This window comes from Arthrobacter sp. ov407 (genome assembly GCF_900102895.1).
GTDB lineage: Bacteria > Actinomycetota > Actinomycetes > Actinomycetales > Micrococcaceae > Arthrobacter.
In genome coordinates this window covers 124,948-148,582 of the sequence record NZ_FNGD01000003.1, presented here as the reverse complement: position 1 = coordinate 148,582, position 23,635 = coordinate 124,948, and the positions used below count along the sequence as shown (strand labels likewise).

The following is a 23,635-nucleotide window of genomic DNA, read 5'->3' as shown; positions in this document are numbered from 1 at the left end:
AACGCGTTGGTGATGTCTTGCCGAACCCCGCCGCCGCACACTCAAGGCCGGTCGGTTACGGGGTCCGAACCTGACGATCGGTTCATCCCGTTCGGGTGATGCCTTCCTGGCCCGCACCGGGTTACGTTGCACACGGGTGGGGCTCCCCGCTCGCGCCGCCCCGCTCGGCAAACAACACCGAAACCAGATGGAGACATGACCATGGCCGAAGAAGAAGCACCCGTCCTCGCCGCCCTCGCCGACATCACCGCCGTGTCGCTCGAGCGCTCCACCCTTGAGCCTCGCGAACTGATGCTGGCCCGGATCGCGGCCCTCGCTGCCGTAGACGCCCCGGTCGCCTCCTACCTGTTCAACGCGGGTACCGCAGTGGACGTCGGCATCACCCTGGAGGATGTCCGGGGCGTCCTCATCGCCGTGGCGCCGATTGTCGGGACTCCCCGGATAGTGGCGGCGGCCAGCAGCCTTGCCAGCGCACTGGGCTTCGCCCTCGAAATGGCCGAGGCGGAACTTGAAGCAGAGGCCGAAGGCTGAGCCTGTTCTGACGACGACACCCTAGTGGGCGGACTCGTCGTAGTGGCCCGGTCCGGCGTGGGGTTCTCGCCGAAAGTTGGACGTGACGGTAGCGTTTCCTACGAACCGCGCGACACGACGTCGGCAGTCCCTCGCCGCATCGGCCACGATGCCCCGACCAAAGGCGGCCCATGAACAAGAACCGACTGGAGGCCTTCAGCGACGGCGTGCTTGCGATCGTGATCACCATCATGGTGCTGGAGCTTCATGTCCCCGCCGAACCCACCTGGCCGGCGCTGCTCCACGAGCTTCCAACGCTGCTCAGCTACCTGCTGAGCTTCATCTATGTCGGGATCTACTGGAACAACCACCACCACATGCTGCATCTGGCCGGGAGGATCAACGGTAGTGTTCTCTGGGCAAACCTCCACTTGCTGTTCTGGCTGTCCCTCATTCCCTTCACGACCCGGTGGATAAATGACACGGGCCTGGCGGAGGTCCCCGTCCTGGTCTACGGGCTAAACCTGCTGCTCGCCGCCATTGCCTACTACATCCTGAAATCGACCCTGATCCGCCAGCAGGGACGAGGTGGCGCCCTGGATGTGGCCATGGGGCAGGACTGGAAGGGCAAGGGATCCCCAGTGCTCTACATCGCCGGCATGGGGCTCAGCCTTGTGAACCCGCTCTTGGGGATCGCTGCCTATACGGTGGTTGCCGCGATCTGGCTCATCCCCGACCGGCGTGTGGAGCGGTTCATCTCCCATCCCTGAGCGCCAGGGCGATCACTGCGGGGCGTTGTGGGCCAGCGAGGCTCTCACGAGCTCCAGGTGAGCCGGAGTGCGTGCCAGCACATTCGCCGCATAGCCGGGGTGCCTTCCAAGGTACTTCTTGATGTACGGGCACACCGGAACGATCATGAGGCCCGCGGCGACAGTCTCATCCAGTGCCTGCGCGGCCAACATCCCGGCCAGCCCCCTGCCGCCGTATTCCTCGTCGATCACCGTGTGGTAGAAAATCCGCTGGGCCGCCCCGACGTCGTCCACGTATGCCGCCTGGCCGATCACGGTGTCGGCGTCGAGCACTTCGAAACGGCTGCGCTCCGGGTTGTTCCTGATGGTGATCGTGGTCAACATGGTCTCCTATGATGGGGCGCCTGGGTGCGCGTTGGGCCCGCTTGCGGTCTTGGACTTGAGGGTGGGTGGTGGTCGCCTGAGCCGGGTTCCGCCGCGCGACGCAACTGAGCGGCTCAGCCGCGTGGCCTGATGCGGGCATTCGGCAGCGCCGGGGCCGGAAGGGCGGCAGGCCCCCCGGGCGGAAATGGGCCGAAGCGCAGGTCCGCGCGTCCCCCGGCCGCCACCTGCGCCGGGCCGGTATCGGAACCGTCCGCAGAACCGTCCTCAGCGCCGTCATGCGCGCCGATTTCGGCCTGCCACTGGTCCCTGTAGGCGACAATCTCGTCGTGGCTGCGTCCCACGAAGTTCCACCACATCACGATCTGTTCGCCCAGCGGCTCTCCGCCGATCAGCAGGACCCGGGCCTCGTCCGGGCCTGCGGCCAAGGCTAAGGACCCGCGCCCGACCGGAACGTAGGCGAGGTGGTCTTTCGGGACGGCGTGTCCATCCAGGACTAGGCTGCCTGAGTCCACCAGCAGGCCATGCTCAAAGGACGGATCAGTTTCGAGGGTCAGTTCCGCCCCTGCCCCAAGCAGGATCTCCGCGCCCAGCAGGGGCGTGTGGGTGGCGACGGGCGAGACCGACCCGGAGAGCGCGCCCAGGAAGACCCGCATGGTCCAGCCGCTTCCGACGACCGGTTCCGGGCGATAGTGCTCGAACGTGGGTGCCATGTGGCGCGCCCTGTCCGGCAGCGCCACCCACAGCTGTGCACCGTGCAGGACAGTTGTGTCGGGGGTGGAAAATTCCGAGTGGCTGATGCCGCGGCCGGCGGTCATGAGATTGACTTCACCCGGCCGCACGGCTGCGTGGAAGCCGGCCGAATCCTGGTGTTCGATCTCCCCCGTAAACAGCCAACTGACGGTCTGCAGCCCGGTGTGGGGGTGGCGCGGGACTTTCATGCCGCCGGAATCGCCGACGCGGTCGGGGCCATAGTGGTCCAGGAAGCACCACGCCCCGATGAGGCTCCGCTGGCGCTGCGGAAGAGTGCGCCGCACGTCCATCGCGCGCGGGCCACCGAGCGGGACTTGCCGCGGGGCTAGGAGCTCGACGCCGGCGAATGTCCCGTCCGTTTCGCAGAGGATTTCCTGAGGCGCAACTTCGGTATTGCTCATGATGACAGCCTAGTCTCGCGGGGTCCGCGGGTCAGCCTTCTGGGCCGGGCCCCAATTTGCCGGGACCCGGCCTCACAACCACTCCGAGCGCCGCAACGGGGGTTCCCCGCCGCCGGGGCGCTGGACCAGGATCTGGTTCACGCCCGTGATGCCGGCCTCGAAGCCAAGGGCGCTCGCGGCCATGTAGAGCCGCCACACCAGGGCTCTTCCCACGCCGGCGAAGCGCACGGCCTCGTCCCAGTGCTCTTCAAGGTTCCGCACCCATGCCCGGAGCGTCAGGGCATAGTGGCGCCTCAACGCCTCAACGTCCAGGACCTCCAGGTGCGCCGATTCGAGCGCTGCGACCATGTCGGAGAGGCTGAGCATCTCGCCGTCCGGGAAGACATAGCGGGGAATGAAGGAGTCCGGGTCCGGCGGGGTTGGTCCGGCGTTCCACGAGATCGCGTGGTTGAGCAGCCGGCCTCCCGGCCGGAGCAGCCCGTGCAGCTGGGAAGCATAGTGCTGGATCTGCTCGCGACCCACGTGCTCGGACATGCCGATGGAACTGATCGCATCAAAGGGCCCGTCATCCACGTCGCGGTAGTCCTGCACCCGGATGTCCACCCGGTCCGTCAGTCCAGCGTCCGCCGCCCGTTTGCGGGCCAGGGCCGCCTGTTCGACCGAGAGTGTCACCCCGACGACGTCGGCTCCGAAGTGCTCCGCCGCGTGCAGGGCGAAGCTGCCCCAGCCGCATCCCACATCCAGTACCCGCATGCCCGGCTTGAGTCCCAGCTTGCGGCAGACCAGATCGAGCTTGGCCGCCTGGGCCGCATCAAGCCCGGTTTCGTCCGATTCCCAGACCGCACAGGAGTAGACCATGGACGGGCCCAGGACGAGCGCGTAGAAGTCGTTTCCGACGTCGTAGTGGTGGGAGATGGCCGCGGCGTCGCGTCCCTTGGAGTGACGTCTGCCGTGGCGGCCCACGCGGGCTTCCTCCGGCGGCGGCGCCGGAGGTAGTCCCAGTGCGCCGAGCCGGACGGCAGTCTTGAGGAGTGCAAACACTTCGCCAGGTGTCGGCGGCCGGAACGGTCCGGGCTCGGCGAATTTCCCGGCCGAGCTGAGGGCGGCGAAGGCGGCGAAAATGTCGCCGGGTGCCTCGATGTCGCCAGCCACGTAGGCCCGGCTGAGTCCGAGCTGCCCGGGCGAGAACAGCATCCGGCGAAGTGCCCGCCGGGACCGGAAGACAACAACCGGAGCGTCTTCCGGGCCAGCTTCCGTGCCGTCCCAGGCCCGTAGCCGCAGGGGGATCCCGTCAGTCCCAAGGACGATCGCCAGTGCGTCGGCCAGCCGTGAAGCCGCATTCGTGGATGCCGTCATGTCCAGTGCCTCGATTCCAGTGCCTTCGTCTCCGGTGGTGTGGGCAGCGCCCCCGCCAGCACAAATCTAAGTGCAAGGCATGTCTCGAAACTAGAGCTAAAGTCCCGATTGCTTCCCATGTGACCGGACGGCGGGCGGACGGCTCTGGCCCTTGCGGGTGCGGTTGCCTATGGTGGGTCCTATGTCTGAGTCTTTCTCGTCCCTCGTGGACACGTTCAAGAATGTGGGTGTGTCCCGCGCGTACGGCCCTGCCGTGAACGTCGCAGGAGAAGAGATCATCCCCGTAGCGGTGGTGTCTTTCGGCTTCGGCGGAGGCAGCAGCCCGGACGACGGCCCGTCCGGCAACGGCGGAAGTGGAGGAGGCGGCGGCGGCCTCGTGGTGCCTCTGGGTGTCTACGCCAAGGGCATGTCGGGCCGCATGACGTTCCGGCCCAACACCGTGGTGGTGCTTGTGGCGCTCGCCCCTCTGGTGTGCGCCGTCGGCGTTTCAATCCGCGGCATTCTTCGTACGGTCCGCAGGCACGGCTAGCACAGGGGCCCAAGGGCCAAGGACTCCCCAAGCGGTGCAGGGCAAATCACTCGAACTCACCTGGTAGGCGGCGCGGCGTACGACATGGCGGGTTCCCGGTCGTCGTCGGCGTCCACCCAGGCCGCGAAGTCCTTCAGCGACATGAAGCAGTAGTAATCGCAATACCGCAGGTTCTTCTTCTCCGACTTACTCATGCCGGTACTTCGATGCGGGCGCGGTCACGGATGGGATGAGGGAGGCGGTGTCAGAACACGGTGCTGCAGCACATCCTCCGCCCTGCCGGGCTGAAAGTCCCAATCAGCCGCTGTTGCGCGCCCGGCTGGGCTGCACCCGCGGTGGTTCCCCGGGCATCTTCGGAAAGTCCGGCGGGAACGGCAGCTCTCCCAGCCCGGCCTCGATATCCCTGGCCCACCATTCGAGGAGGAGATCGACGGTGCCCGAGCCGCCCGAATGCATGCCCTCCCACGGATCGCCGGTGGCTTTGAGCCGTTCCGGCACGGTGACGATAGTGAAGGCATTCGGATCGGCGGACTCGAGCTCCTCCCAGCGGATCGGGCACGACACGGTGGCATTTGCGAGTGCGCGCGGGCTGTAGGCCCCGGCTATCGTACGATCACGGTTCGCCTGGTTGAAGTCGGCAAAGATGCGGGCGCCGCGTTCTTCCTTCCACCAAGCGGTGGTTACCTGGTCGGGCAGGCGCCGCTCGAGTTCGCGCGCCGCCGCGATGACCGCGTGCCTCACATCAAGGAACTCCCGGGTCGGCTCGATCGGGGCAAAGACATGGAGCCCCCGGTTGCCTGAGGTTTTGATGAAGGCGTCCAGCCCGGCCTCCGCGAGTAAGCGGCGTAGCTCCAGCGCGACCGGAACGGCCTCGGCGAACCCGGTACCCGGCTGCGGGTCGAGGTCGATCCGCAACTCGTCCGGATTGTCCGGATTGCCGGCCCGGGAGGGCCAAGGGTGGAAGACCACCGTATTCATCTGCACCGCCCACACCGCTGCGGCGATTTCGTCAATGACCAGCTGGGGATGCGAGCGTCCGCTGGGATAGACGACGTCGACCGAACGGATGAAATCCGGCGCACCTTTGGGCGGGTTCTTGGAGAAGAACTGCTCGCCGTCCACCGTGTCCTTGAACCGCTGGAGCGTCACCGGCCGGTCCCCGTTCGCGGCCAGGAAGGCATCCCCGACGTCCACCATGTACCGGGCCAGGTCCAGCTTGGTGAGCCCCAGTCCGGGCCAGACGACCCTCGCTGGGCTCGAAACCCGCATCTCCCGGTCGCCGTGCGGACCGCTGACAGTGAGGTGGACTTCTTCCTTGGCCATGGGGACAACCTACCCCGGCGGCGGGGACAGTTGAAGAGCGCAACGAGCACAGCGACGGGACAGCGGCGAACCGGGGTGCGGTGTCGCGGTCCCGATAAGGCAGGCCAGGTGATGAAGGCGCGGTCCGGCAGGCGCTGTGCGGCGGAACCGCACTCGAACCGGCATGATGGACGCATGACAACGCCCGAGTTCCCGATCACCATTGAGGTCGGCGACGCCACCGTGTCGGGCGTCTTTGCCGACCCCGACGGCTCGTTCGCAACCCTGGTTGTTGCCCACGGCGCCGGGGCGGGGATGGACCATCCGTTCCTCGTGGGCTTCACCCGCGCCCTGAACGACTTGGGCGTCGCCACCCTGCGTTTCAACTTCCCCTACCGCGAGGCAGGACGGAAATTCCCCGACAGGCCGCCGGCGGCAATCGCTGCCTGGCGGGCGGCCATGGCCGCCGCCGCGTCCCGGTCCGCCGGCCGGCCGTTGTGGGCCGCCGGGAAGTCGTTCGGCGGGCGCATGGCCTCAATGGCCGTGGCGGAAGGCATGCCGGCCGCCGGGCTGGTCTACCTGGGCTATCCGCTGCACCCGCCGGGCAAACCGGAAAAACTTCGCGATGAGCACCTCTACGGGCTGACGCTGCCGATGCTTTTCCTGCAGGGCACGCGCGATACGTTCGCCACCCCGGAACTGCTGGAGGCCGTGGTCCGCAGAATCGGGCCTTCCGCGACCGTTGAGTGGCGCGAGGGCGGCGACCACTCTTTTGCCGTTGCCGGCACGAAACGCAGTGCCGACGAGGCGGGGGCGTCCCTGGCGGCCACGGTGGCTGAGTTCCTGAAGACACACGGCCAAAATCCCGCGCGGACTTAATCCCCTAGCCAACGTTGCCGAACCGGCCCGCGCCGTGGCGCACACGCGCTTCGATGGCGTCGGCGGCCGCCACGGCCCCTCCCGCGTTGCGGACAATTTCGCTCATCGCGGCCATGTTTCGCCGGACCTGCGCGTCGGTGTGGAGCGCGGCGACGGCGGCCCGGAGCGTCTCCGGCCCGACGTCTTCCGCCGCAAGGTGCCGGCCGAGACCCAGTTCTTCAAGCCGGCGCGCGGTGGCAATCTGCTCCGGTTGCTGTGGCACGGCGACTAGCGGGACGGCGAAATAGAGTGCCTCCATGGTCGAATTCATGCCGGCGTGGGTGATGAAGACAGCGGTTTGGCGCAGGACCTGTAGTTGCGGGAAGAAAGGCCGGACCTGGACGTTTGGTGCGATAGCCCCGAGATCGGCGAGGCTGGTCTGGTCTCCGACGGCCATGGCGACGTCCCAATCGCTGCTGCCGAAGGCGTCAAGGCACATCCGGAAGAAGTCAGGCCGGCGGTTCAGTGGAGTGGTACCGAGCGAAATGAAGAGCAGCGGACTCGTTCCCGCACGGACCCATTCGCCGTCGTTGTCCCGGCCGCCCACACTTGGCCCGACAAAGCGGAACCGGTCATCGAATGTCTCCCCCATGGGCTGGAACTCGCGGGGAAGGAACACGATGTTGAACGGCGCAGGCGGCCCGTCGAACATCCGTGGGGTCCGCACGCCTTGCTCGGCCGCGAACTCCGCCAGCAATCGGCCCATGGCCATCCCGACCTTCGCCATCTCGTCGGCGCCGCCCGGCGGCGGGGCAGGCATCAGCGACCTCAGCGAGAAATGCTCGTTGCTGGCATAGGTGGGCATGAGGGCGATGGCCGGGGCGCCGATCTTTTCTGCGGCCATGCTGCCGCTGAGGGTCATCGCGTCAAAGCAGACGGCGTCCGGCGGGTCCTGCCGCAGGCGGTCCACCAGGGCCGGAAAGCTGGATCTGATGTCCTCGAACACCCGGTTCATGATCGGCAGCATCAGGTGCGCCTGCGCCCGCTGCCCGGGTCCCAGGGAAGGCATTGACGCCATCCAGTTCCCGCCGGAAGCGTGAAAGTCAGCACCGGCGGTGCGGATCCGCGGTCCAAAGTCGGCCGACGTGAAGTACGTGACCCGGTGCCCCCGGCCTACGAGCTCCGCCACCAGCGGCAGGGTCGGGTTCACGTGTCCGTAGGCGGGAATGGAGACGAACGCAAGATGCATGGCCATCACTCTTCATCGCTTGGCTGAGCTGCCGTTTGCCCGGCCCGTTTGCCCGGCCTGTTTGCCCGGCTTGTTTGCCCGGCGTCCCGCGGGCCTGGCGGTCCGCCGGCGTCGTGCTCCTTCATCATGCCCCTGTTGCCCCGGCGGCGCGAGTGTTCAGCGGGCAGAGCCGGGCTGCGGGCCCCGGCGGTCAGTTCCGGGGCTTGGTGCGGGCTGTCGCGGGCGCGGTCCACGGGTCTTCGGGCCACGGATGCCGGGGATAGCGGCCGCGCATTTCCGCCCGGACCTGCGCGTAGGGCCCGGACCAGAACGATGCGAGGTCGTCCGTCACGGCCAGGGGCCGGCGGGCCGGCGAGAGCAGGTGGAACAGCACCGGCACGCGCCCATCTGCCAGCCGCGGCGTCTCGGCCCAGCCGAAGCACTCCTGCAGCTTGACGGCCACTACCGGCCGGCCGGTGGTGTCTGCCGCGTCCGGGTAATCGATCCGGATCCGGGAGCCGCTGGGGACCGTCAGCGACTCAGGCACCAGTTCACCCAGCCGGGCAGCCTCGGGCCACGGCAGCAGCCGGCTCAACGGGGCGGCGAGGTCGATCCCGCCCGTGGATGCCCCGCCGGCCAGCGCCGCGAGCTCAGGGGCCAGCCATTCGTCCAACCGGGCCAGCAGCGCCGGCTCGGAAACGTCGGGCCAGGGCCCGCCCAGCTCCCGGTGCAGGAGGGCAAGACGGCGGCGCAAGCCGTCCGCCGCCGTCGACCATCCGATGGTCACCAGCCCCTCGCTCGCCAGGGCACGGGCCACAGCTGCGCGGCCTTCTTCCACCGGGGGCCGCACCGGGGTGGACGAGAGCACGATCGCGCCCAGGCGGCGCTCCCGCCGGGCCGAGACGCGGCCCTGGCTAAATCGCGCCTGCAGCGTTTCGCTCAGGAGATTGCGGGCGGCGGCCTCTGCGGTGTCCGCCGTCAGCGGCGCCGCAGAGCGGATGACGGCGCCGGTCCCCGCGGCGTCGCGGCCTTGCGCGCGCGATACTTCGGCCACGCCTAGCCACTCGTGCCCGGACAGGGGGCTGCCGGCCGGCAATCCGGCCCGCGTTCCGGACGTGAGCAGGTATTGTGCCGGCCCCTCCCCCGGTACGCGGCGCGCCACCCGGTCCGGGAAAGCCAGGGCGACGACGAATCCGATCGCCTCCGCGGCGCCCACCGCACCGGCCGGCACGAGGCCGGATGACTGCTGGGGCCCGACGGCGGAGGACTCCTGGCGTGCGATCGACTCCATCCGACGGACATCCTCCGCCCAGCGCCGGGATCCGGGATCCCTCCCGGTCCGCAGCGCGGCAACCAGGCGGGTGAGGTCTGCACCCGGGGCGCGCTGGTCCCCGGAGACCAGCGCGACAGCCTCGGCCGCCGCGCGGTGGCCCACCGTCGCTGCGCCGTCCAGCAGGGCGCGGGCAAGCCGGGGGTCTGTCGGGACCCGGGCCAGGAGCTTGCCCAGCTCGGTTGCATGGCCGTCCGGAGCGATGGCGCCGAGTTCCCGCAGCACTTCGACGGCCTCGTCCATGGCGGCCTGGGGCGGCGCGTCCGGCAGGGCCAGTCCCCGGCCGCCGGGGGCTCCCCAACACGCCAGGACCAGGGCGGCACCGGTCAGGTCAGCTGCCGCAATCTCCGGCGTCTGGTGGGCCGGCGCGGCACCAAAGGCTCTCTGGTCATAGCAGCGGATCACCGTCCCCGGGCCCTGGCGTGCGGCACGGCCGGCGCGTTGTTCCGCGGACGCCCGGGAACAGGACACTGTCACGAGGCCGGACATCCCGCGGCCGGCGTCGCGCCGCGGCTCTCGGGACAGCCCGGAGTCAATGACCAGCCGGACGCCCGGGACAGTGAGGGAGGACTCGGCCAGTGCGGTGGAAACGATGATCCGGGCAGCCCCGCCGGGCTCACGCCCGGAGACGGCGCGGTCCTGCTCCGCCGGGCCGGCCTGGCCGTGAAGCTCCAGAACCTCGGCGCGGCTCCGGCCACGCAGCCGCGCGGCAACATACGAGACCTCCCACGCGCCAGGAACGAACACCAGGGCGTCAATGTCCCGTCCGCCAGCCAGCGCGGCTGCGTGCCCCGCCGCTGCCGCGTCGGCCACGTGGTCCAGGAAGGCCCGGGCCACGCCCCGTTCGTCCAGCCGCGGCACCGACGCGGGGGCCCATTCCACGTCCAACGGGAACAGCGCGGACGGGCAGTCGATAACCGGTGCCGGGCCGACGCCGTCGTCGTTTCCGGCCGCCGTTTCACCGATCCCTGCGTCTCCAATCAAGGCGGCAAAGCGGGGCGCGTCGAGGGTCGCCGACATGGCGACGAGGGTGAGGTCACCGCGCAGCTGGCGGACTTCAGTGAGCATGCCGAGGAGGAGGTCGGTCTCCAGTCCGCGTTCGTGGACCTCGTCGAGGATCACGGCGTCGGTGCCCTCAAGCCCCGGCTCCGCGAGGAGGCGACGCAGCAGGATGCCGGGGGTTACGAACTCGATCACGGTTCCAGGACCCGTCTGGCGTTCCCCGCGGACTGTGTAGCCCACACGGTCACCGAGCCGGGTGCCGTCCAGGGCGGCCAGGCGCCGGGCGGCCGCACGGGCAGCGACGCGGCGCGGCTGGGTGACCACGATCCGTGGCCGGCGCCCGCTCCCGTCTCTCCTGTTATTTGCGATGTTAGCCAGCAGCGGCGGCACAAGCGTCGTTTTGCCCGTGCCCGGAGGAGCCTGCACCACCGCGGACGCCCCGGCACCGCCGCCTTGCAGCGCCGCTGCGAGGGCACCCAGCGATTCCGCAAAAGTCAGGCCGGCCCCGATGGCGCCGAGGTCGAAGAGGCCCTTGGGGCAGGCTGGGTCCAGGAGTGCGGTCGCGGAAGTCACGCCTCCATTGTCTCTGCAATCGATCCCCGGGCGTCCCCCGGAGCTAGGCGCTCGCGGTCAGGATCGTCCGTCCGCTGGCGATGGCACGGATTTCGACACGGCGGATGTCGGCCAGCCGGACGAGGGTGGTCGCCGTCGGCGTGGCCACCGTCCCGGGTGTTGCCGTCCAGGTGGCCACCTGTGTATTGACACCGCGTGAATCAACGACCACCAGTGCGTACTCCTCCGGGGTGGGTGGACTGCCGGATCCCTGAGGTGCAGGGACGTCAGCCGGTGTAGGCGTGTACGTGCACTCCCAGTCGATCCGCGTTCCCCACGGCTGTGGGGTGAGGGAGCCCTTGGCGGCCAGTGAGCCGTCGACGACCGGGGTGAAGTTCAGCACCGTTTCGGATACGGCCTGGGTCTGCGCGGGCGGCGGGGCAGGGGCCGTGACCGCAATGGTGACCGCGCCCGACGCGGCCGCCGCGCCCACCACTAGCGCGGCGACGGCAAGGCGCACGCGCCGGCGTCCGCGCTGGACTTTTTTCGCCAGCTCGGGGAGCATCCCCGGCGTCTGCCCGCCGCGCTCGCCCTGCCCGAGGGCGATTGCCTCCTCGGGTGACAGAGTGGCCAGCAGTGACGGCATTCCGGCAAGTTCGGCCACAGCGGCCCGGCATCCAGCGCAACCGGACAGGTGTTCTTCGAACTCATGGCGCTCGGAGGACACCAAAGTTCCCAGCACGTAGGCGGCATCCCAGCTGCGGTACTCATCCATTCCATCTTGGCTCATGGGGTCACGCCTCCTTCCTGCAGAGCCAGTCGCAGCGCCCGCAGCGCGTAATGCAGCCGCGACTTCACAGTTCCCTCGGCCAGTTGAAGGTTTTGCGCGATTTCGGCCGTTGTCTCCCGACGGTAATACGAGTGGATGATGACGGCCCTGTGCTCGGCGGACAGTCCGGCCAGGGCATCCGCTAAAAGCCACCCGTCCAGGATCCTGTCGACCCGGTCCGCTTCTGGAACCTCCGGCAGCTGTTCCGTCCGGGTCTCGTGCCGTCGTCGGGCACTGCGCCGGTCATCGATGACCAGGTTGCGGGCAACCGTGTAGAGCCAGGCCCGCACCCCCGTCTCCGGGCGCTGCAGAACCGCCGGGTGTTGCCAGGCGCGGATCAGCGTTTCCTGAACGACGTCGTCGGCCAGGGTGCTGTCACCGGTCATTCCCATGACGAAGCGCCACAGTGCCGGGCCGTAGGCCTCCTGCAGCGAACGGAGCAGTTCGGCCTCCTGATCGGACATTTCGGCCTCCTTGCATGTAATACGACGCCGGCTGGCTTTCCGTTCACCGGCGCCGGGCATCGCCCGGAAGTCGGGGAGGCATTGAACCCCAGGGCTGCGGGCACCGTTCTAGGGATAGCCCGGCTGAACACGGCCGGCCGTCCCCGAGGAGCCCACCATGAAGTTTTCCCGCCCGGCGTGTGCAGCCGCTGCACTGGGCACGACGCTATTGCTTGGCGCCTGCGCCGCCGGTCACACGGCACTGCCGGCCCCTGTCCCGGCATCGGTCACACCGGCGCACGCGACTGGCGGCCCTTCGCCGTCGGCCAAAGTCCACGCAAGCCGCAGCCCGGCTCCGCCGCGCGCCGTTGCACCGCCAGCCGCCGTTGCACCGCCACACCGGGTTCCTGCAGTCAAGGCACCTGCAGTCAAGGCACCGGCCACTACATATCGAATGGCTCCGCCGCTGGGACCGGCCCCGATGGTCCGCCCGGCCTTCCCCGCCCTGCGTCATGTCGTTCCGCTGGCGGCCCCAGCCCCGCAGCCCATGGCCCCGCGGCTCATGACCCCGGCCCCTCGGCCCATGGTTCCGCACCCCGCCCCGGCACCTCGCGGGAACGATTTTGACGCCGACAACAACGGAGGACCCGACGACGGTGACGGCAATAGGTAGCTCCAACGGGGCGCACCGAGCGGCCAGTCGAAGGTCAGTATTGTTCGTCGGGTTGCTAGGGACGACGGCGGTGCTGGCCGCCAGCGGCTGCGGATCCGGACCCGCGAGCCAGATGCCGGCGGTTCCCCCGTCCGGCGCAACCTCGTTCTCCTGGTTCCACGCCGGCCGGGCCCCGGCAGGCTGGCAGTCCATGGAGCTCCCGGACGCAACAGCGGTGTTGTCCATCCCGCCCGATGCAACTCCCACGCCGGGTGACCCCGGCACCGTGTCTGCAACCGTCACGGCCCTGAACGGTGATCTCAGGATCTATCTCAACGCCACGCCGCAACAAGGCGAAGAGTCGCAGTCCAATTGGCCCGAGTTTCGGCTGGCCCACCTCACGGGTGAAAACGGCGCACCGGCGAGACGTCTGGCGGACCGTGCCGGAATGCCGTTCCGGGGAGGCCCCGGCTCATGCGTGGAGGACACATATGTATCCCGCATCGGCGGGCACAAATACCGGGAGATCGCCTGTCTCGTTGCAGGAAAGCGCGGTAGCAGTGTCTTGGTAGCCGCCGCACCCGCCGACTCCTGGGACCGCTACAGCCCCGTGCTTGAGCAAGCCGTGGACGCCTATGCATCCGAATAGGCGCAGGCCTCCCCCCGACCGCCGCAGGGCGGCCCAGGCCGGCTGGATGAGGCCGGTTGGCTTACGCACAGCGGAGGCGGGAGACTGGATCAACTCGATCACGAAAGTGGGAACCACATGATCAACCTCAAGCAGGACGCCGACGGCTTCATCCGCATGAACCGGCATTTCCCGGAAAAGTCGCTCATCAGCATCACGTTCACGGATGGCTCAGAGCAGGTCTACTCCGGGCACCGGCTCAACGGCATCTATGACCAGGCCGTAGCGGAGTACCGGGCCCACAACCACCTGGACGCCAAAGGGTTCTCGCGGGCCCCCAAGAAGACAGTCCAGCCCGCGAACAAGATCGAGTTCGTTCCGGTGCACGCTGGAATGGACGCTTAGCAGCGGCACCTGAGATCCAAATGTCCGCCTGAGGCGGTCAGCCCCGGTCGGCCGGCGTCGGCTGCCGCGTCGCCGGCCGGATCAGCCGACGCCGATCACGCCAGACCCGTGCGCCGGCCGGCGGAGGGCCCTTGCCCGGATGCGGAGATCGTTGTCGTGCACCCGCCGGTCGACGCCAGGCACCGGTGTGGCGGCGGCCCTGGGCCGCGGTGCCGCCGGAATTGCCGGCGACTCTGCCGGGCACAGGTCGCTGATCAGCCCCATGCCGGCGTACTCCCGCACCGCTGTGATGCCGGCAACCGCTGCAGATTTGTCTACAAAGCTCTTTGACACGGCCAGTACTGCCCCATCCGGGGCCCTGAGCCGGAACCTGAAGCAGGCATCGGCATCTACAAAGAGTTCAAAGGTGCCGGCCATGATAATCCTCCCGATTTGCGGGCTTCCCTTCCGGGCATCGTTGCCACGGGTGGAAGGGAGCGCTTCGCTGCTACCCACTGGTTTGTCCTTGTGGCTGAACAGATGACGTCAGCCCGTCTAATTAGTCTCGCTGCGGCCTTGAAACGCCCACAAGGGCAGGCACGTAAAACCTAGGTAAATAGAAACCAACAGCCCGCGTGGGAGGCCGCAGCGAGACAGGAACTATGCGCCTTCTGGTGCCCCTATAGGGGCGGCCAATGGTCGCGGCAGTAGGCAACGCTGCTGGCGCAGGGGGACGGCGGCGGGATAACCCGGTCCCATGAAGGGGCGACGCCGTCGCCCCCATTGGACGGCTCCGCCGCCGCCGTGCGGCCTGCGTCGCCGGAAAGCCAGGTCATGACTGAATCGTTGGACAACGTACCCCCCATTGTTTTTGGCTGGAGGCGCACCGGCTCGCATTACGGACCGCCATGCGCCTCACGCCACACTAGCCGGGAGCACGGACCCCACAACAGGGACTTTGGACCGTATCGGCGAGCGCCGCTGGCGCCTAGGTGTACCGTCTACAAACCATCTCCAAGCATCCATTTGGCGCCCAACAGCCCGCGGGAAATGACAGCTCCCCGCCCCCACCGCCGAACTGCCGGAACAGGACCGCAAGCCCTACCCCGGTGCGTGAGGTCACCCGGGGTGGATGAGGCGCCGTACCTCACCGGGGGCACAGAATGAAGCTGCGACGGTCCGTCGGATCGCCTTTTACCCAATGAGAAACGGAGGTCATCAGCATGGCTGAGACACTCGATGAACTAGGGCCGGTGGACTGGCTCGTCGTGGAGTTCCCCGGGCCCGACTTCGGCAAGGGCCAGGTCGCCCCGTTCCTGGAGGACCTGGTCAAACGTGACCTCGTCAGGGTGCTCGACATGGTGTTCCTGAGGAAGACCGAGGACGGCACGCTCGAGACGGCGGAGATCTCCGACCTCGACCCGAGCGAGCTCGGCGAGGTGCGCACGGCCGAGGCCGACTTGGCCATGGTGCTCTCTGAGCAGGACGTCATTGACCTAGCCGAGACGATCCAGCCCGGCCACTCCGCCGCGGTGCTCGTCTGGGAGAATCTGTGGGCGGCCCCGTTCGGCACGGCAGTCCGCAAGGCCGGCGGCCAGCTTGTGGCCAGCGGCCGGATCCCGACCCAGGCCGTCATCGCCGCCTTCCAGGCCGACGCAGAAGCCGAAGCCAAGTCCCCCGAAGAAATCTAGGAAGGAGCCTGACATGCCACTCGCAGCACGACGTAGGCGCAGGACCGCCGCAGCTGTCGGCGGGGCCGTTGTCGTCGCCCATGGGATCAACCGTCGCGACGACCGGCGGGACGACCGCCGGGACGACCGCGGCGACCGCAGGGACGACCGCGGAGACCGCCGCGACTGACACCCGCGACTGACACCTCAGTGCCGGCTCCCGGCACCCGCAGGTGCGCATGACCCGTCTGGGGTCATGCGCACCCCATACGACGCCCACTCCCCGTTCGACTACCCGACGGCCACGCGCGTCCTTAACTAGTCCCTTGACATGCCCGGTGGCGGAGTCTACGACTGGCCTTGTCGAGTCCCATCCACCAGCCTAGGAGTAGCCATGGAGACCACGCCCTACGGAATCGTGCACTTTTTCCCGGGAGGCACCAAGGAACAGTACGAGGCGTCGCTTGCAGCCGTCCATCCAGGCGAGGGGCGCCTGCCTGAGGGCCAGATCTTTCACGCCGGAGGGTCGTCCGAGGGCGGTTGGACCATCATGGCCGTCCATGACTCGAAGGAGAGTTGGGAGAGATTCCGGGACACGATCCTCATGCCCCGGATGCAGCAGGGAATTGAAGGCGGCTTCACCGCTCTGCCCGAAGAGACGGTCATCGACCTCTACAAGGTCCTGCCCTAACGCCAGGTAATTCACACCTATAAATTCACACCGTGGGGCTCGTACCAGTCGAGGACACGCAGCGCCCGGAGGGTGTTCCACCGGCTCGGCCGGCCATCGCCATCCTCAAGCGCGAAATGGACTTTCCCGGGATGGGTGTTTTCGAGCAGCCAAGTCCCGTCGGGCTGCCGCCTTGTCCGGAGCACCTCCACGGCTTCGGCCACGCGCGGGTCCGGCGGATTCCTGGCCGAACGGAAGTACTCCAAGGCACGGAGCACGTCATAGTGCCAGCGAGTCGGAAAAGAGAACGTCAGCCAGGCCGGGTCGATGACCTCGCCCGTGCTCTTGCGTCGGAACAGCCCTCGCTCCAGCAGATACTCTTCGCCCCGACGCCGTGCGTCCGCGGACTGCGCCGAGCCGCCAGTGGCCTGCTCATGGGCCAGCAGGCCCTCGAGCACGTTTACTGTCGTGGCGGCAGAAGACACCACGGCGCCGGACGCCGCCCAGCAATTCCAGCCGCCGTCGTCCAGCTGCTCGCTGATAAGCCGGGCGACGACGCCGTCGACGTCCTGATCAAAATACGCGCCGAGCGCCACAGTCATGCCGTTGATGCACGGCTCCACCTCGCCGTCGAAATACGGCTGACCGCCCTCCTCCCAGCGGCAGTTGTCCCGAACCAGCGCTACTGTCCGGCGCATCGGCTCACTGCGCGGGTCGATCCCGAAGTCACGCAGCAGGAGCAAGCTGTACGTCGTCGCGGTCCACGGCTGGGGTCCGCTGTCCCAACCGTCGTCACTGTCGGCATCATCCGCACCGTCGACGTCGGAACTGGCGCTTTCGGAACTGGCGCCGTTCGCGGGGAAGTAGGCGCCCTGCGCCCACTGGCCGTCGTCGTCCCTCAGTGAGAGCAAGCGGGCGCCCCACCCCTCGGTCGCGACCCGTGCGCGCTCTGCGGCAACCACATCGGGCGCGGCGCCGGCGAGATCCCGCAGCACCTGCCATCGGAGGGAAGGATCAGAATCCAGCAGCCAGTCCAGGACAGTCATGCGCCGATGATAGCGCTCCCCGCCTTCGCTGGCATTGGGGGTCGCCACCGCCGAGCAGGCAGTAGGCATCGCCGCTGGACGGGCGCAGCCTGTCAGCCGGAGACTCAGGAGGGTATCGGACGCACCACCAGGACTGGGCACGGCGAGTGGCCGGCCACCTGGGAAGAAACCGATCCGATGTGCAGGCCCGCGAAGCCGCCGTGGCCGCGGGAGCCGACCACCACCAGGTTGGCCTCCCGTGCGGCGTCAAGAATTGCCGACGCCGCCGAGTCGTTGTGGACGGTCCGCGTCACCACGTTCAGGCCCTCCGCGGATCGCGCAGCCTCCGCGCCGAGGGCCTCCGCTTGCTGCTCCGGAGACGCTTCTGCCACGACTTCCCCTGCGGCGGTTTCCAGCATCGCGGGGTACCACGACATCGGCGCCTTGCTCCAAACAGTCACTATCCGCAGCTCGGCATCGCGGTACCGCGCCTCGTCCACGGCCCATTCGAGGGCACCGCGCGATTGCTTGGAGCCGTCAAACCCGACCACAATCACAAAAGGATCCGAATTTGTCATGATTCCAGACTTTCACCGCCGTCGTGTGGCGCCTAGGGGCCTCAGACCCCTCTCGTCCATGACGGCGGAAGCCGCCGCACCCATGTGGCGCCTGCCGGTCCGGTTCACCACCGGGAACAACGGCCTACCACCGGCACGATCGCCCCTAACACTTCAGTTGGCTCCTGAGGTCGCTGGCCGCGGCCTGAAGCTTCACCGTATCGTCCCGCAACGAGTTCGCGGCCTGCTTTAGCGTCGCGTCATTGGGAACGTCCTTGACAGCCGATTCAAGGTTCTGCTGCGCCGTCTTCACCGCATCCGCCCGGTCCTTGGCCACATCCTGGGACTGTTTGATCATTTCGTCGTAGGTCTTCGTCACCTGGTCCCGGGCCGTCTGGACCTGCTCCACCGTGGCGCTCGGCGTCAGAGTGTCCTTGAAATTGGTCAGGGCAGCAGCATAGGCGTCCGCAGCAGCGCAAGCCTGCGACACATTTTCCTGCGGGGTTGGCGCGCAACTGGTCAGCAACGCAACGGCCGCCCCGAGCGCGAGCGGCCCGGCAAATGCGCGATGTGCTCTCATCACTGGAGAATCCTTCCTAAAGGGCCGCTCCCGCAGCCCGGCAATTACAGACAGTTACGACCGGTGTCAATCCCCCTCAGTTAGCCCTGGCCTCACCCGGTCCGGGTGAACTTGCCGGCCCGGACCCTCCCGGCCGCAGGTTCAAACGATGCCGCGCTGGGCGGCCGTTTTTAGGGCATCGCGCCGGCTTCCGGCCCCGAGTTTCCGGTAGATGGACCGTTCGTGTGTCTTGACCGTGTTGACCGAAATGTACAGCGCGTCGGCAATTTCAGCCGCGGTCATGATGGACCGCATGTAGGCCAGGACTTCGCGTTCGCGCTCGGTAAGGCTCCAGTGGGACTGTGTCCGAAGCCGGCCGTCACCCTGGCTATCACGTGCCATGAGGGCCGCAATGAAGGATTCGTGGGCGGTGCCCCAGACAGCGTGCTGCACGAGCAATTCTGCGAGTTCCTCTCTCCGCTCGGCAAAGGGGCGGAGGACGGATCCTAGCTCGGCCCGGTGAATCGCATGTTCAATCCGTTCATGCGCCGTGGCAGTATCCCCGGTTTCGTGCGCCACAAGCGCCTCGGTCAGACTCGCGCAGGTGTCGACATACGAGTTGCCGCGGCGATGAGCCAGTGACTCGGTGCAGCGTTGGGCCGCAACGATGTCCCCTCCGCGACGCAGCAGCTCCGCCAGCAGCGTATCCACCAGCGCCCCGTGCCCGCCTGCGCCCAGCGGTTGCGCGATCGCCAACGCACCGTCCAAGTCGCCCTGGGCTTCAGCAAGCTTCGCCAAGGCAATCGTATGCAAGGCGTTCCACGACACGCTGTACAGCCCACGTACGTGGAAGGACTCCAGCGCCGAACTGGATTCGGCTATCCGGGCCGGATCGCCAGTGGCGCAATCAGTCAGGACCCGATAAATGGCACTCAGCGGTCCGGACGGGAATAGGTCACTACCCAGTCGCTGGGCCCTCGCCAGATACGTGTGCGCAGCCGTCAGGTTGTCATTCCAATAGCACGCAATTCCGCGTGCCAGCCAGGCCGGAGCCATCCGTTCCTGCGAACTCCAGCCGAGCGCGTCCCCTCGCTCCAACGCCCGCGAGGCATCCTCTGAAGCGTGCACCAGGTCACCGGCTCCTGCAAACGCCAACGCGAGATCCGCTTGGGCATAGATCTCCCTCGCTTCCAACTGCTTCGGGATGCCAGTCCCGCCGGCCGCTTGGAGCAGGGCAGCTGCGTGTTCGCCGGTGCGGTGCAGCCGAAACTCAGCCTGGGCAAGTAAGAAGAGTCCTGTCGAACAGGCGGCTGCGTGTCCGTGTTCAGCCATGTCCCTGCCCAGCCGGCCGTCTTCGGCCGGGGCGGCGTGGAGGTCCGTGCGGCCGACGGCAGGCATCGGTTCGAAATGGGCCCGGCAAACCTCAAGCTTCCTGCGGCGAAGCGCATCCAGGACGAAGGTCCGCGACAGCGCCCTCTCGGTGAGCTCGGACGCTGCGGTGCTGTCGCCGGCAAGGGCACGGCAGACGGATCTGATCATCAATATCTCCGGGTCCTCGTTCCACGGCGTGGGCAGATCCCGGCACAGCCGTTCGAGGGTCTGGGCGTCGTTTCCGAGCACGAAGTCGAGCCAGTGCGCTCCGAGCGACATGACGGCCTGGCGCGGAGCGCGCCCTTGAAGCGCCTGGGCCGCGCACTCGACGACGTCGGCGTCCTGGTAGTACCGCGCCGCCACGCGGTGAAGACGCTCGGCCAGGAGGGGGTCACGCCTCTCCAGGATTCGCCGGCATTGCGCCGCGAAGAGGGAATGCCAGCGGTACATCGATTCACCGCCGCGGTAATCCTGCTCTTCGATGAAGAGGCCGTTGCGAAGGCATTCCTCGAGCAGCACGCCGCCGTGGGGCCGGCCATAGAGCTCGACGGCGAGGCGGCGGCCCAGCCAGTCGCAGGTAGTGGCTCGCAAGATGAACTCCGCCAGCGACGGTTCGAGCTGGTCGAGAATCTCTTCCGCGACGTAATCGGCGAGCGGTACGTGCTTAGCCGTAGCGCTCGGCGTCGTGACCGGCACGTTGCCGGACTGCGCCAGCGAGACGATGCTCGCGTGCACGGCGACCGGCCAGCCGGCAGTCATCTTCCAGAGGGACCCGGCGTCGAAGGCCTCGTCTTGTCCGAGCGAGCAGGCAAACTGCGCGACTTCCTCCCGGGTGAAGGCAAGCTCGGGTGCGCGCAGTTCACCGAGGCCCTCGCCGTAGCGGAACCTTTCCAGCTGGATGGACGTATGGCCCCGTCCGGAGAGGACCAGCCGCAATGATGGGGGCGCCGATGCGGCGAGCACCCCCACGATTCCGTTCGCCAGCCCCGGCCCGGCCAAATGGACATCGTCAATGACTAGAACGATCGGCTCGGTGAGCTCCTCTAGGGCCCGGAGCAAAAGGTCGTAGGAGGCGGCCCGGTCATGGGCAAGGCCCTGGTCAAGAGCCAGGAGTGCATCGCTGCCCGGCAGGGGCAACGTGCTGGCCGCACGCTGAATTGCCCCGACAACCCCGTGAAACAGCCGTGCGGGTTCGGTATCGAACCGATCGAGCGACAGCCAGGCGCACGGCAGATCGCTTTTGCGAACCCAGTCGCCCAAGAACGTCGACTTGCCGTAGCCGGCCGGCGCTGCGACGAGCGTCAGGCGGTGCGAATCGGCGGACGCGGACAATGCGTTTTCCAGACGCGGACGCTCCAACGCTCCAAGGCCACGCAAGGGTGGCCGGATCTTGAACTGAGGACCAGGCAGCCATCCGACATTTCGCATTTCTCCCACGTAGCACATGCTAGGCCGACGCAAAAGGGCCCTAACAGGGCGCAAAGACCCCTTGTGCGTCTCCGCGTGGTGGGGCCAAATGGCAGTCGGCGCTACACATTTGCGGCGCGCGGCGCCAATTGCGGGGCCGGGGTACCATCAGTCATGGCGACGAAGCACGGAAGCCAGCCGGACCCGATTTTCCTCCATGACCTCGACAAAGCGGGCCGGAGGCACGTCCTTATTTGGGCGGGAGTACGTCTGGCTGCGTTTACGGTGCTAATCCTTTCCCTCTACTTCGTTATTCCAGTAGGGGGATTCAACGAGGCCAATCCGGCGGCCGCCTGGATCCGCCTGGCGGTTATCGTCATAGTCTTTCTCGCCGCCCTGTCCCTTCAATTGCGGATGATACTCGCAGCGCATATCCCCCAGGTTCGGGCGGCCGTGACAGTGGTCGAGGCCGTTCTCATGTTTCTGTGTCTTTTCTCGCTGCTTTACATGTCACTGTCTTTAACAGACCAGTCGTCGTTTAGCCACCCTCTCACTAAAACAGACGCCCTCTACTTCACAACCTCCACTTTTGCCACCGTCGGGTTCGGCGACATTACTCCGATGAGTCAGTTGGCGCGGTCTGTCGTTTCGGTCCAAATGATTGCTGATTTGGGGGCTCTCCTATTAGTCGCCAAAGTGGCCTTTTTCGCGGCGGGCCGGCGTCTGGGCTTGTGAGCCCAATTTGGCTTCGCCATCACCCGAAACGGATGATGCAGGGCCAGTTGGGCACGAAAACTCTTGGCCGGACAGTGATGCAGTGTGCCGATCGACACGGCGTGTCATGAACCGCTGCACCGCCACGGACGCTGTAACCCTTTCCCCACAGGGGTAGATCACCCTGTGTGGGTGGGGTTGGGCGAGCGCCCCGAGTGCACAATGAAAACTGTCATGAGTGCCCAACCTCGGTACATCGGGCCGGTTCGACGAATTGCTACCTAGGCGGAACGCCATGTCTATCCAGGATCAGTCCCCGAGCTCCGGCGGCCCGGAACAGGAAGAAATACTGCGCCTACGGGCGGAAGTTGCCCGGCTGCAAAGCGAACGGGACGACGCCAGGCGGGCCCCACCGAGGCCCTCCGGACCCCGCCACCCGGGGCTGGCTCGCCGAATAGTGGCCATCGTGCTGGTGGTCCTGACGGCCGTGCTGGCCTTCGCGGCTGTGCCTGCCATGTATTTGCGCAGTGAAGTCCTCGACACCGATCACTACGTGGCAACTGTGGCGCCCTTGGCGTCGGACCCTGCGATCCAGGCCGAGATCGCGGACAAGGTCACACAACAGATCACCGACTCCGTGGACTTCGAGACCATCACCCGGGATGCGCTCAACGAACTCAGCAAAACGGCGCCTCGCGTGGCCGCGGTGATCACCGGGCTAGCACCGGTGATTGCGGAGCAGACCAAGAACCTCATTCATTCCACCGTATCCAAATTCGTAGCCACACCCCAGTTCCAGGATCTTTGGATCCAGGTGAACCGGGTGGCACACCAAGGCCTGGTGAACCTCGCAACCGGTAACACGGGCGGCGCCGTAAGTATCGACCAAAGCGGCACGGTGACAATCTCGACCAAGGAGATCGTTGCCCGGGTCAAGACCGCCCTCGTCGACCAGGGGGTCGGCATCGCCGCCAGGATCCCGGACATTGACAGGCAGATCCCACTGTTCCAGTCGCCCGAACTGGTCCGGGCATCGAACGCCATCAGAACGCTGGATGCGACCGCCCCAATATTGGCGTGGTTGACGGTGATTACCGCCGTAGGCGCAATCGCGGTGGCCCCACGTGGCCGGAAACGGAGCACCACCAGCGGTGTCGGCTTGGCCGTGGCCGTAGCCATGGCGTTGCTGGCGCTGGCACTTGTGATCGGGCGCGCTGTCCTCCTGAACTCGATTCCGCCGGGTTCTGTCACCCCGGCGGCGGCTCAAAGCCTGGTCGAGACACTCCTGGTGCCGCTGCGCACTACCCTGCGCCTCGTCTTCGTGGTGGGACTCATCATTGCTCTGGCCGCATTCCTGGGCGGCCACTCGCGTCCGGCGGAATTTGTCCGCCACGGCCTGGCGAGTGCGGGAGACTACATCACTGGGAAGGTCGGAGCAGGCCAAGCCAAACCTTGGCAACTCTGGTTGGCCCGCTACCGGCGGATACTGGAAGCCGCCGTCGTCGGAATCGCTGTGCTGGTGTTGATCTTTTGGCAGGACCCGACGGCGGCCGTCGCCATCTGGACAGCGGTCCTTGCCGTGCTGGCGATTCTCCTGGTCGAACTGCTGTGCCGCCCAGCCATTGCCCACGGCCCGGGCGATGAGCCGTTCGTCGAGCCCGTCACCGAATCCGTCACAGCGCCCCCCACCAGGCCCGCCCCCATTTCTCCCCCGGCGTCCAACACGGCGGGTGCTCCCCCGAACGAGTCGAATCCCACCCTTCCTCTCCCCTGAG

Annotated in this window: 25 protein-coding genes; 11 read left to right on the top strand and 14 right to left on the bottom strand. The window is 67.3% G+C overall.

Annotated elements, in window-relative coordinates; all coding sequences use genetic code 11:
* Window positions 1–195: 195 nt before the first annotated feature.
* Window positions 196–531: a carboxymuconolactone decarboxylase family protein gene (locus BLS42_RS05220; protein ID WP_256336262.1), complete on the top strand. Its 336-nt coding sequence runs from the start codon at window positions 196–198 to the stop codon at window positions 529–531.
* Between the two features lie 170 nt (window positions 532–701).
* Window positions 702–1,280, top strand: a complete 579-nt coding sequence (locus BLS42_RS05215; RefSeq protein WP_090577543.1) for a TMEM175 family protein — start codon at window positions 702–704, stop codon at window positions 1,278–1,280.
* A 12-nt stretch (window positions 1,281–1,292) separates the two neighbouring features.
* Here BLS42_RS05215 and BLS42_RS05210 read toward each other — a convergent pair whose 3' ends face one another.
* From BLS42_RS05210 to BLS42_RS05200, 3 genes are all read right to left on the bottom strand, one after another.
* Window positions 1,293–1,640, bottom strand: a complete 348-nt coding sequence (locus BLS42_RS05210) for a GNAT family N-acetyltransferase (protein WP_090577958.1) — start codon at window positions 1,638–1,640, stop codon at window positions 1,293–1,295.
* Between the two features lie 116 nt (window positions 1,641–1,756).
* Window positions 1,757–2,794 (bottom strand): pirin family protein, encoded by a 1,038-nt coding sequence (locus tag BLS42_RS05205; RefSeq protein ID WP_090577540.1) that lies wholly within the window; start codon window positions 2,792–2,794, stop codon window positions 1,757–1,759.
* Window positions 2,795–2,866: 72 nt separating this feature from the next.
* Window positions 2,867–4,150, bottom strand: a complete 1,284-nt coding sequence (locus BLS42_RS05200; protein WP_090577537.1) for an SAM-dependent methyltransferase — start codon at window positions 4,148–4,150, stop codon at window positions 2,867–2,869.
* Between the two features lie 181 nt (window positions 4,151–4,331).
* Here BLS42_RS05200 and BLS42_RS05195 point away from each other — a divergent pair, with 181 nt between their 5' ends.
* Window positions 4,332–4,679, top strand: a complete 348-nt coding sequence (locus tag BLS42_RS05195; RefSeq protein ID WP_090577534.1) for a hypothetical protein — start codon at window positions 4,332–4,334, stop codon at window positions 4,677–4,679.
* A 56-nt stretch (window positions 4,680–4,735) separates the two neighbouring features.
* Here the strand turns inward: BLS42_RS05195 and BLS42_RS20140 are convergent, their stop codons facing one another.
* Together BLS42_RS20140 and ligD are read right to left on the bottom strand one after the other, a co-directional pair.
* A complete protein-coding gene (locus BLS42_RS20140; RefSeq protein WP_176803199.1) occupies window positions 4,736–4,873 on the bottom strand; it encodes a hypothetical protein in 138 nt (45 codons plus the stop codon).
* A 103-nt stretch (window positions 4,874–4,976) separates the two neighbouring features.
* Window positions 4,977–6,002, bottom strand: a complete 1,026-nt coding sequence (gene ligD / locus BLS42_RS05190; RefSeq protein ID WP_090577531.1) for a non-homologous end-joining DNA ligase — start codon at window positions 6,000–6,002, stop codon at window positions 4,977–4,979.
* 174 nt (window positions 6,003–6,176) lie between these two features.
* Here ligD and BLS42_RS05185 point away from each other — a divergent pair, with 174 nt between their 5' ends.
* On the top strand, window positions 6,177–6,860 hold the full coding sequence (locus BLS42_RS05185; RefSeq protein ID WP_090577528.1) for an alpha/beta hydrolase family protein: 684 nt from the start codon (window positions 6,177–6,179) through the stop codon (window positions 6,858–6,860).
* A 4-nt stretch (window positions 6,861–6,864) separates the two neighbouring features.
* On the opposite strand, the gene BLS42_RS05180 is transcribed toward BLS42_RS05185, so the two are convergent.
* The 4 genes from BLS42_RS05180 to BLS42_RS05165 form a co-directional block, all read right to left on the bottom strand.
* The gene (locus BLS42_RS05180) at window positions 6,865–8,088 is read right to left on the bottom strand and encodes a macrolide family glycosyltransferase (RefSeq protein ID WP_218122073.1); all 1,224 of its coding nucleotides are present in this window, start codon (window positions 8,086–8,088) and stop codon (window positions 6,865–6,867) included.
* 190 nt (window positions 8,089–8,278) lie between these two features.
* Window positions 8,279–10,972: an ATP-dependent helicase HrpB gene (hrpB, locus tag BLS42_RS05175; protein ID WP_090577521.1), complete on the bottom strand. Its 2,694-nt coding sequence runs from the start codon at window positions 10,970–10,972 to the stop codon at window positions 8,279–8,281.
* A gap of 43 nt (window positions 10,973–11,015) precedes the next feature.
* Window positions 11,016–11,741, bottom strand: coding sequence for an anti-sigma factor family protein (locus tag BLS42_RS05170; protein ID WP_090577518.1), 726 nt, complete (start codon window positions 11,739–11,741; stop codon window positions 11,016–11,018).
* Window positions 11,738–12,244, bottom strand: coding sequence for a sigma-70 family RNA polymerase sigma factor (locus BLS42_RS05165; RefSeq protein WP_090577515.1), 507 nt, complete (start codon window positions 12,242–12,244; stop codon window positions 11,738–11,740). The genes BLS42_RS05170 and BLS42_RS05165 overlap by 4 nt, the downstream gene beginning before the upstream one ends.
* A 722-nt stretch (window positions 12,245–12,966) precedes the next feature.
* On the opposite strand from BLS42_RS05165, the gene BLS42_RS05160 reads away from it, so the two are divergent.
* Window positions 12,967–13,524, top strand: coding sequence for a hypothetical protein (locus tag BLS42_RS05160; protein ID WP_090577513.1), 558 nt, complete (start codon window positions 12,967–12,969; stop codon window positions 13,522–13,524).
* Between the two features lie 117 nt (window positions 13,525–13,641).
* The gene (locus tag BLS42_RS05155) at window positions 13,642–13,908 is read left to right on the top strand and encodes a hypothetical protein (protein WP_090577510.1); all 267 of its coding nucleotides are present in this window, start codon (window positions 13,642–13,644) and stop codon (window positions 13,906–13,908) included.
* 81 nt (window positions 13,909–13,989) lie between these two features.
* Here BLS42_RS05155 and BLS42_RS05150 read toward each other — a convergent pair whose 3' ends face one another.
* Window positions 13,990–14,325: a YegP family protein gene (locus BLS42_RS05150; protein WP_090577507.1), complete on the bottom strand. Its 336-nt coding sequence runs from the start codon at window positions 14,323–14,325 to the stop codon at window positions 13,990–13,992.
* Window positions 14,326–15,110: 785 nt separating this feature from the next.
* Between BLS42_RS05150 and BLS42_RS05145 the strand changes: the two genes are divergently transcribed.
* The 3 genes from BLS42_RS05145 (at window position 15,111) to BLS42_RS05140 (ending at window position 16,248) form a co-directional block, all read left to right on the top strand.
* Entirely contained in the window at window positions 15,111–15,578 is a 468-nt protein-coding gene (locus BLS42_RS05145) for a DUF6325 family protein (RefSeq protein WP_090577504.1), read from the top strand.
* A 13-nt stretch (window positions 15,579–15,591) separates the two neighbouring features.
* Window positions 15,592–15,747 carry a hypothetical protein gene (locus BLS42_RS20135; RefSeq protein ID WP_176803197.1) on the top strand — a complete coding sequence of 52 codons (156 nt, stop codon included), beginning with the start codon at window positions 15,592–15,594 and terminating at the stop codon, window positions 15,745–15,747.
* A gap of 204 nt (window positions 15,748–15,951) precedes the next feature.
* The gene (locus BLS42_RS05140; protein ID WP_090577501.1) at window positions 15,952–16,248 is read left to right on the top strand and encodes a hypothetical protein; all 297 of its coding nucleotides are present in this window, start codon (window positions 15,952–15,954) and stop codon (window positions 16,246–16,248) included.
* A gap of 17 nt (window positions 16,249–16,265) precedes the next feature.
* Here the strand turns inward: BLS42_RS05140 and BLS42_RS05135 are convergent, their stop codons facing one another.
* The 4 genes from BLS42_RS05135 to BLS42_RS20505 all read right to left on the bottom strand — a co-directional run bounded on the left by BLS42_RS05135 (window position 16,266) and on the right by BLS42_RS20505 (window position 21,071).
* Window positions 16,266–17,273: a hypothetical protein gene (locus tag BLS42_RS05135; RefSeq protein ID WP_090577498.1), complete on the bottom strand. Its 1,008-nt coding sequence runs from the start codon at window positions 17,271–17,273 to the stop codon at window positions 16,266–16,268.
* A 104-nt stretch (window positions 17,274–17,377) separates the two neighbouring features.
* Window positions 17,378–17,830 carry a universal stress protein gene (locus BLS42_RS05130; protein WP_090577495.1) on the bottom strand — a complete coding sequence of 151 codons (453 nt, stop codon included), beginning with the start codon at window positions 17,828–17,830 and terminating at the stop codon, window positions 17,378–17,380.
* A 145-nt stretch (window positions 17,831–17,975) separates the two neighbouring features.
* Window positions 17,976–18,389, bottom strand: coding sequence for a hypothetical protein (locus BLS42_RS05125; protein ID WP_090577955.1), 414 nt, complete (start codon window positions 18,387–18,389; stop codon window positions 17,976–17,978).
* A 141-nt stretch (window positions 18,390–18,530) separates the two neighbouring features.
* Window positions 18,531–21,071, bottom strand: coding sequence for a helix-turn-helix transcriptional regulator (locus BLS42_RS20505; RefSeq protein ID WP_176803195.1), 2,541 nt, complete (start codon window positions 21,069–21,071; stop codon window positions 18,531–18,533).
* A 249-nt stretch (window positions 21,072–21,320) separates the two neighbouring features.
* Here BLS42_RS20505 and BLS42_RS05115 point away from each other — a divergent pair, with 249 nt between their 5' ends.
* The gene (locus BLS42_RS05115) at window positions 21,321–21,881 is read left to right on the top strand and encodes a potassium channel family protein (RefSeq protein ID WP_090577490.1); all 561 of its coding nucleotides are present in this window, start codon (window positions 21,321–21,323) and stop codon (window positions 21,879–21,881) included.
* Between the two features lie 274 nt (window positions 21,882–22,155).
* Window positions 22,156–23,634, top strand: coding sequence for a hypothetical protein (locus tag BLS42_RS05110; RefSeq protein ID WP_143019147.1), 1,479 nt, complete (start codon window positions 22,156–22,158; stop codon window positions 23,632–23,634).
* The last annotated feature ends 1 nt before the right edge of the window (window position 23,635 follow it).

Bases quoted from the DNA above. Each gene is read 5' to 3' on its own strand.
- BLS42_RS05220 (WP_256336262.1), top strand. From the start codon at position 196: ATGACCATGGCCGAAGAAGAAGCACCCGTCCTCGCCGCCCTCGCCGAC.
- BLS42_RS05215 (WP_090577543.1), top strand. From the start codon at position 702: ATGAACAAGAACCGACTGGAGGCCTTCAGCGACGGCGTGCTTGCGATC.
- BLS42_RS05205 (WP_090577540.1), bottom strand. From the start codon at position 2,794: ATGAGCAATACCGAAGTTGCGCCTCAGGAAATCCTCTGCGAAACGGAC.
- BLS42_RS05200 (WP_090577537.1), bottom strand. From the start codon at position 4,150: ATGACGGCATCCACGAATGCGGCTTCACGGCTGGCCGACGCACTGGCG.
- BLS42_RS05195 (WP_090577534.1), top strand. From the start codon at position 4,332: ATGTCTGAGTCTTTCTCGTCCCTCGTGGACACGTTCAAGAATGTGGGT.
- BLS42_RS20140 (WP_176803199.1), bottom strand. From the start codon at position 4,873: ATGAGTAAGTCGGAGAAGAAGAACCTGCGGTATTGCGATTACTACTGC.
- ligD (WP_090577531.1), bottom strand. From the start codon at position 6,002: ATGGCCAAGGAAGAAGTCCACCTCACTGTCAGCGGTCCGCACGGCGAC.
- BLS42_RS05185 (WP_090577528.1), top strand. From the start codon at position 6,177: ATGACAACGCCCGAGTTCCCGATCACCATTGAGGTCGGCGACGCCACC.
- BLS42_RS05180 (WP_218122073.1), bottom strand. From the start codon at position 8,088: ATGCATCTTGCGTTCGTCTCCATTCCCGCCTACGGACACGTGAACCCG.
- BLS42_RS05170 (WP_090577518.1), bottom strand. From the start codon at position 11,741: ATGAGCCAAGATGGAATGGATGAGTACCGCAGCTGGGATGCCGCCTAC.
- BLS42_RS05165 (WP_090577515.1), bottom strand. From the start codon at position 12,244: ATGTCCGATCAGGAGGCCGAACTGCTCCGTTCGCTGCAGGAGGCCTAC.
- BLS42_RS05155 (WP_090577510.1), top strand. From the start codon at position 13,642: ATGATCAACCTCAAGCAGGACGCCGACGGCTTCATCCGCATGAACCGG.
- BLS42_RS05150 (WP_090577507.1), bottom strand. From the start codon at position 14,325: ATGGCCGGCACCTTTGAACTCTTTGTAGATGCCGATGCCTGCTTCAGG.
- BLS42_RS05145 (WP_090577504.1), top strand. From the start codon at position 15,111: ATGGCTGAGACACTCGATGAACTAGGGCCGGTGGACTGGCTCGTCGTG.
- BLS42_RS20135 (WP_176803197.1), top strand. From the start codon at position 15,592: ATGCCACTCGCAGCACGACGTAGGCGCAGGACCGCCGCAGCTGTCGGC.
- BLS42_RS05140 (WP_090577501.1), top strand. From the start codon at position 15,952: ATGGAGACCACGCCCTACGGAATCGTGCACTTTTTCCCGGGAGGCACC.
- BLS42_RS05135 (WP_090577498.1), bottom strand. From the start codon at position 17,273: ATGACTGTCCTGGACTGGCTGCTGGATTCTGATCCTTCCCTCCGATGG.
- BLS42_RS05130 (WP_090577495.1), bottom strand. From the start codon at position 17,830: ATGACAAATTCGGATCCTTTTGTGATTGTGGTCGGGTTTGACGGCTCC.
- BLS42_RS05125 (WP_090577955.1), bottom strand. From the start codon at position 18,389: ATGAGAGCACATCGCGCATTTGCCGGGCCGCTCGCGCTCGGGGCGGCC.
- BLS42_RS05115 (WP_090577490.1), top strand. From the start codon at position 21,321: ATGGCGACGAAGCACGGAAGCCAGCCGGACCCGATTTTCCTCCATGAC.
- BLS42_RS05110 (WP_143019147.1), top strand. From the start codon at position 22,156: ATGTCTATCCAGGATCAGTCCCCGAGCTCCGGCGGCCCGGAACAGGAA.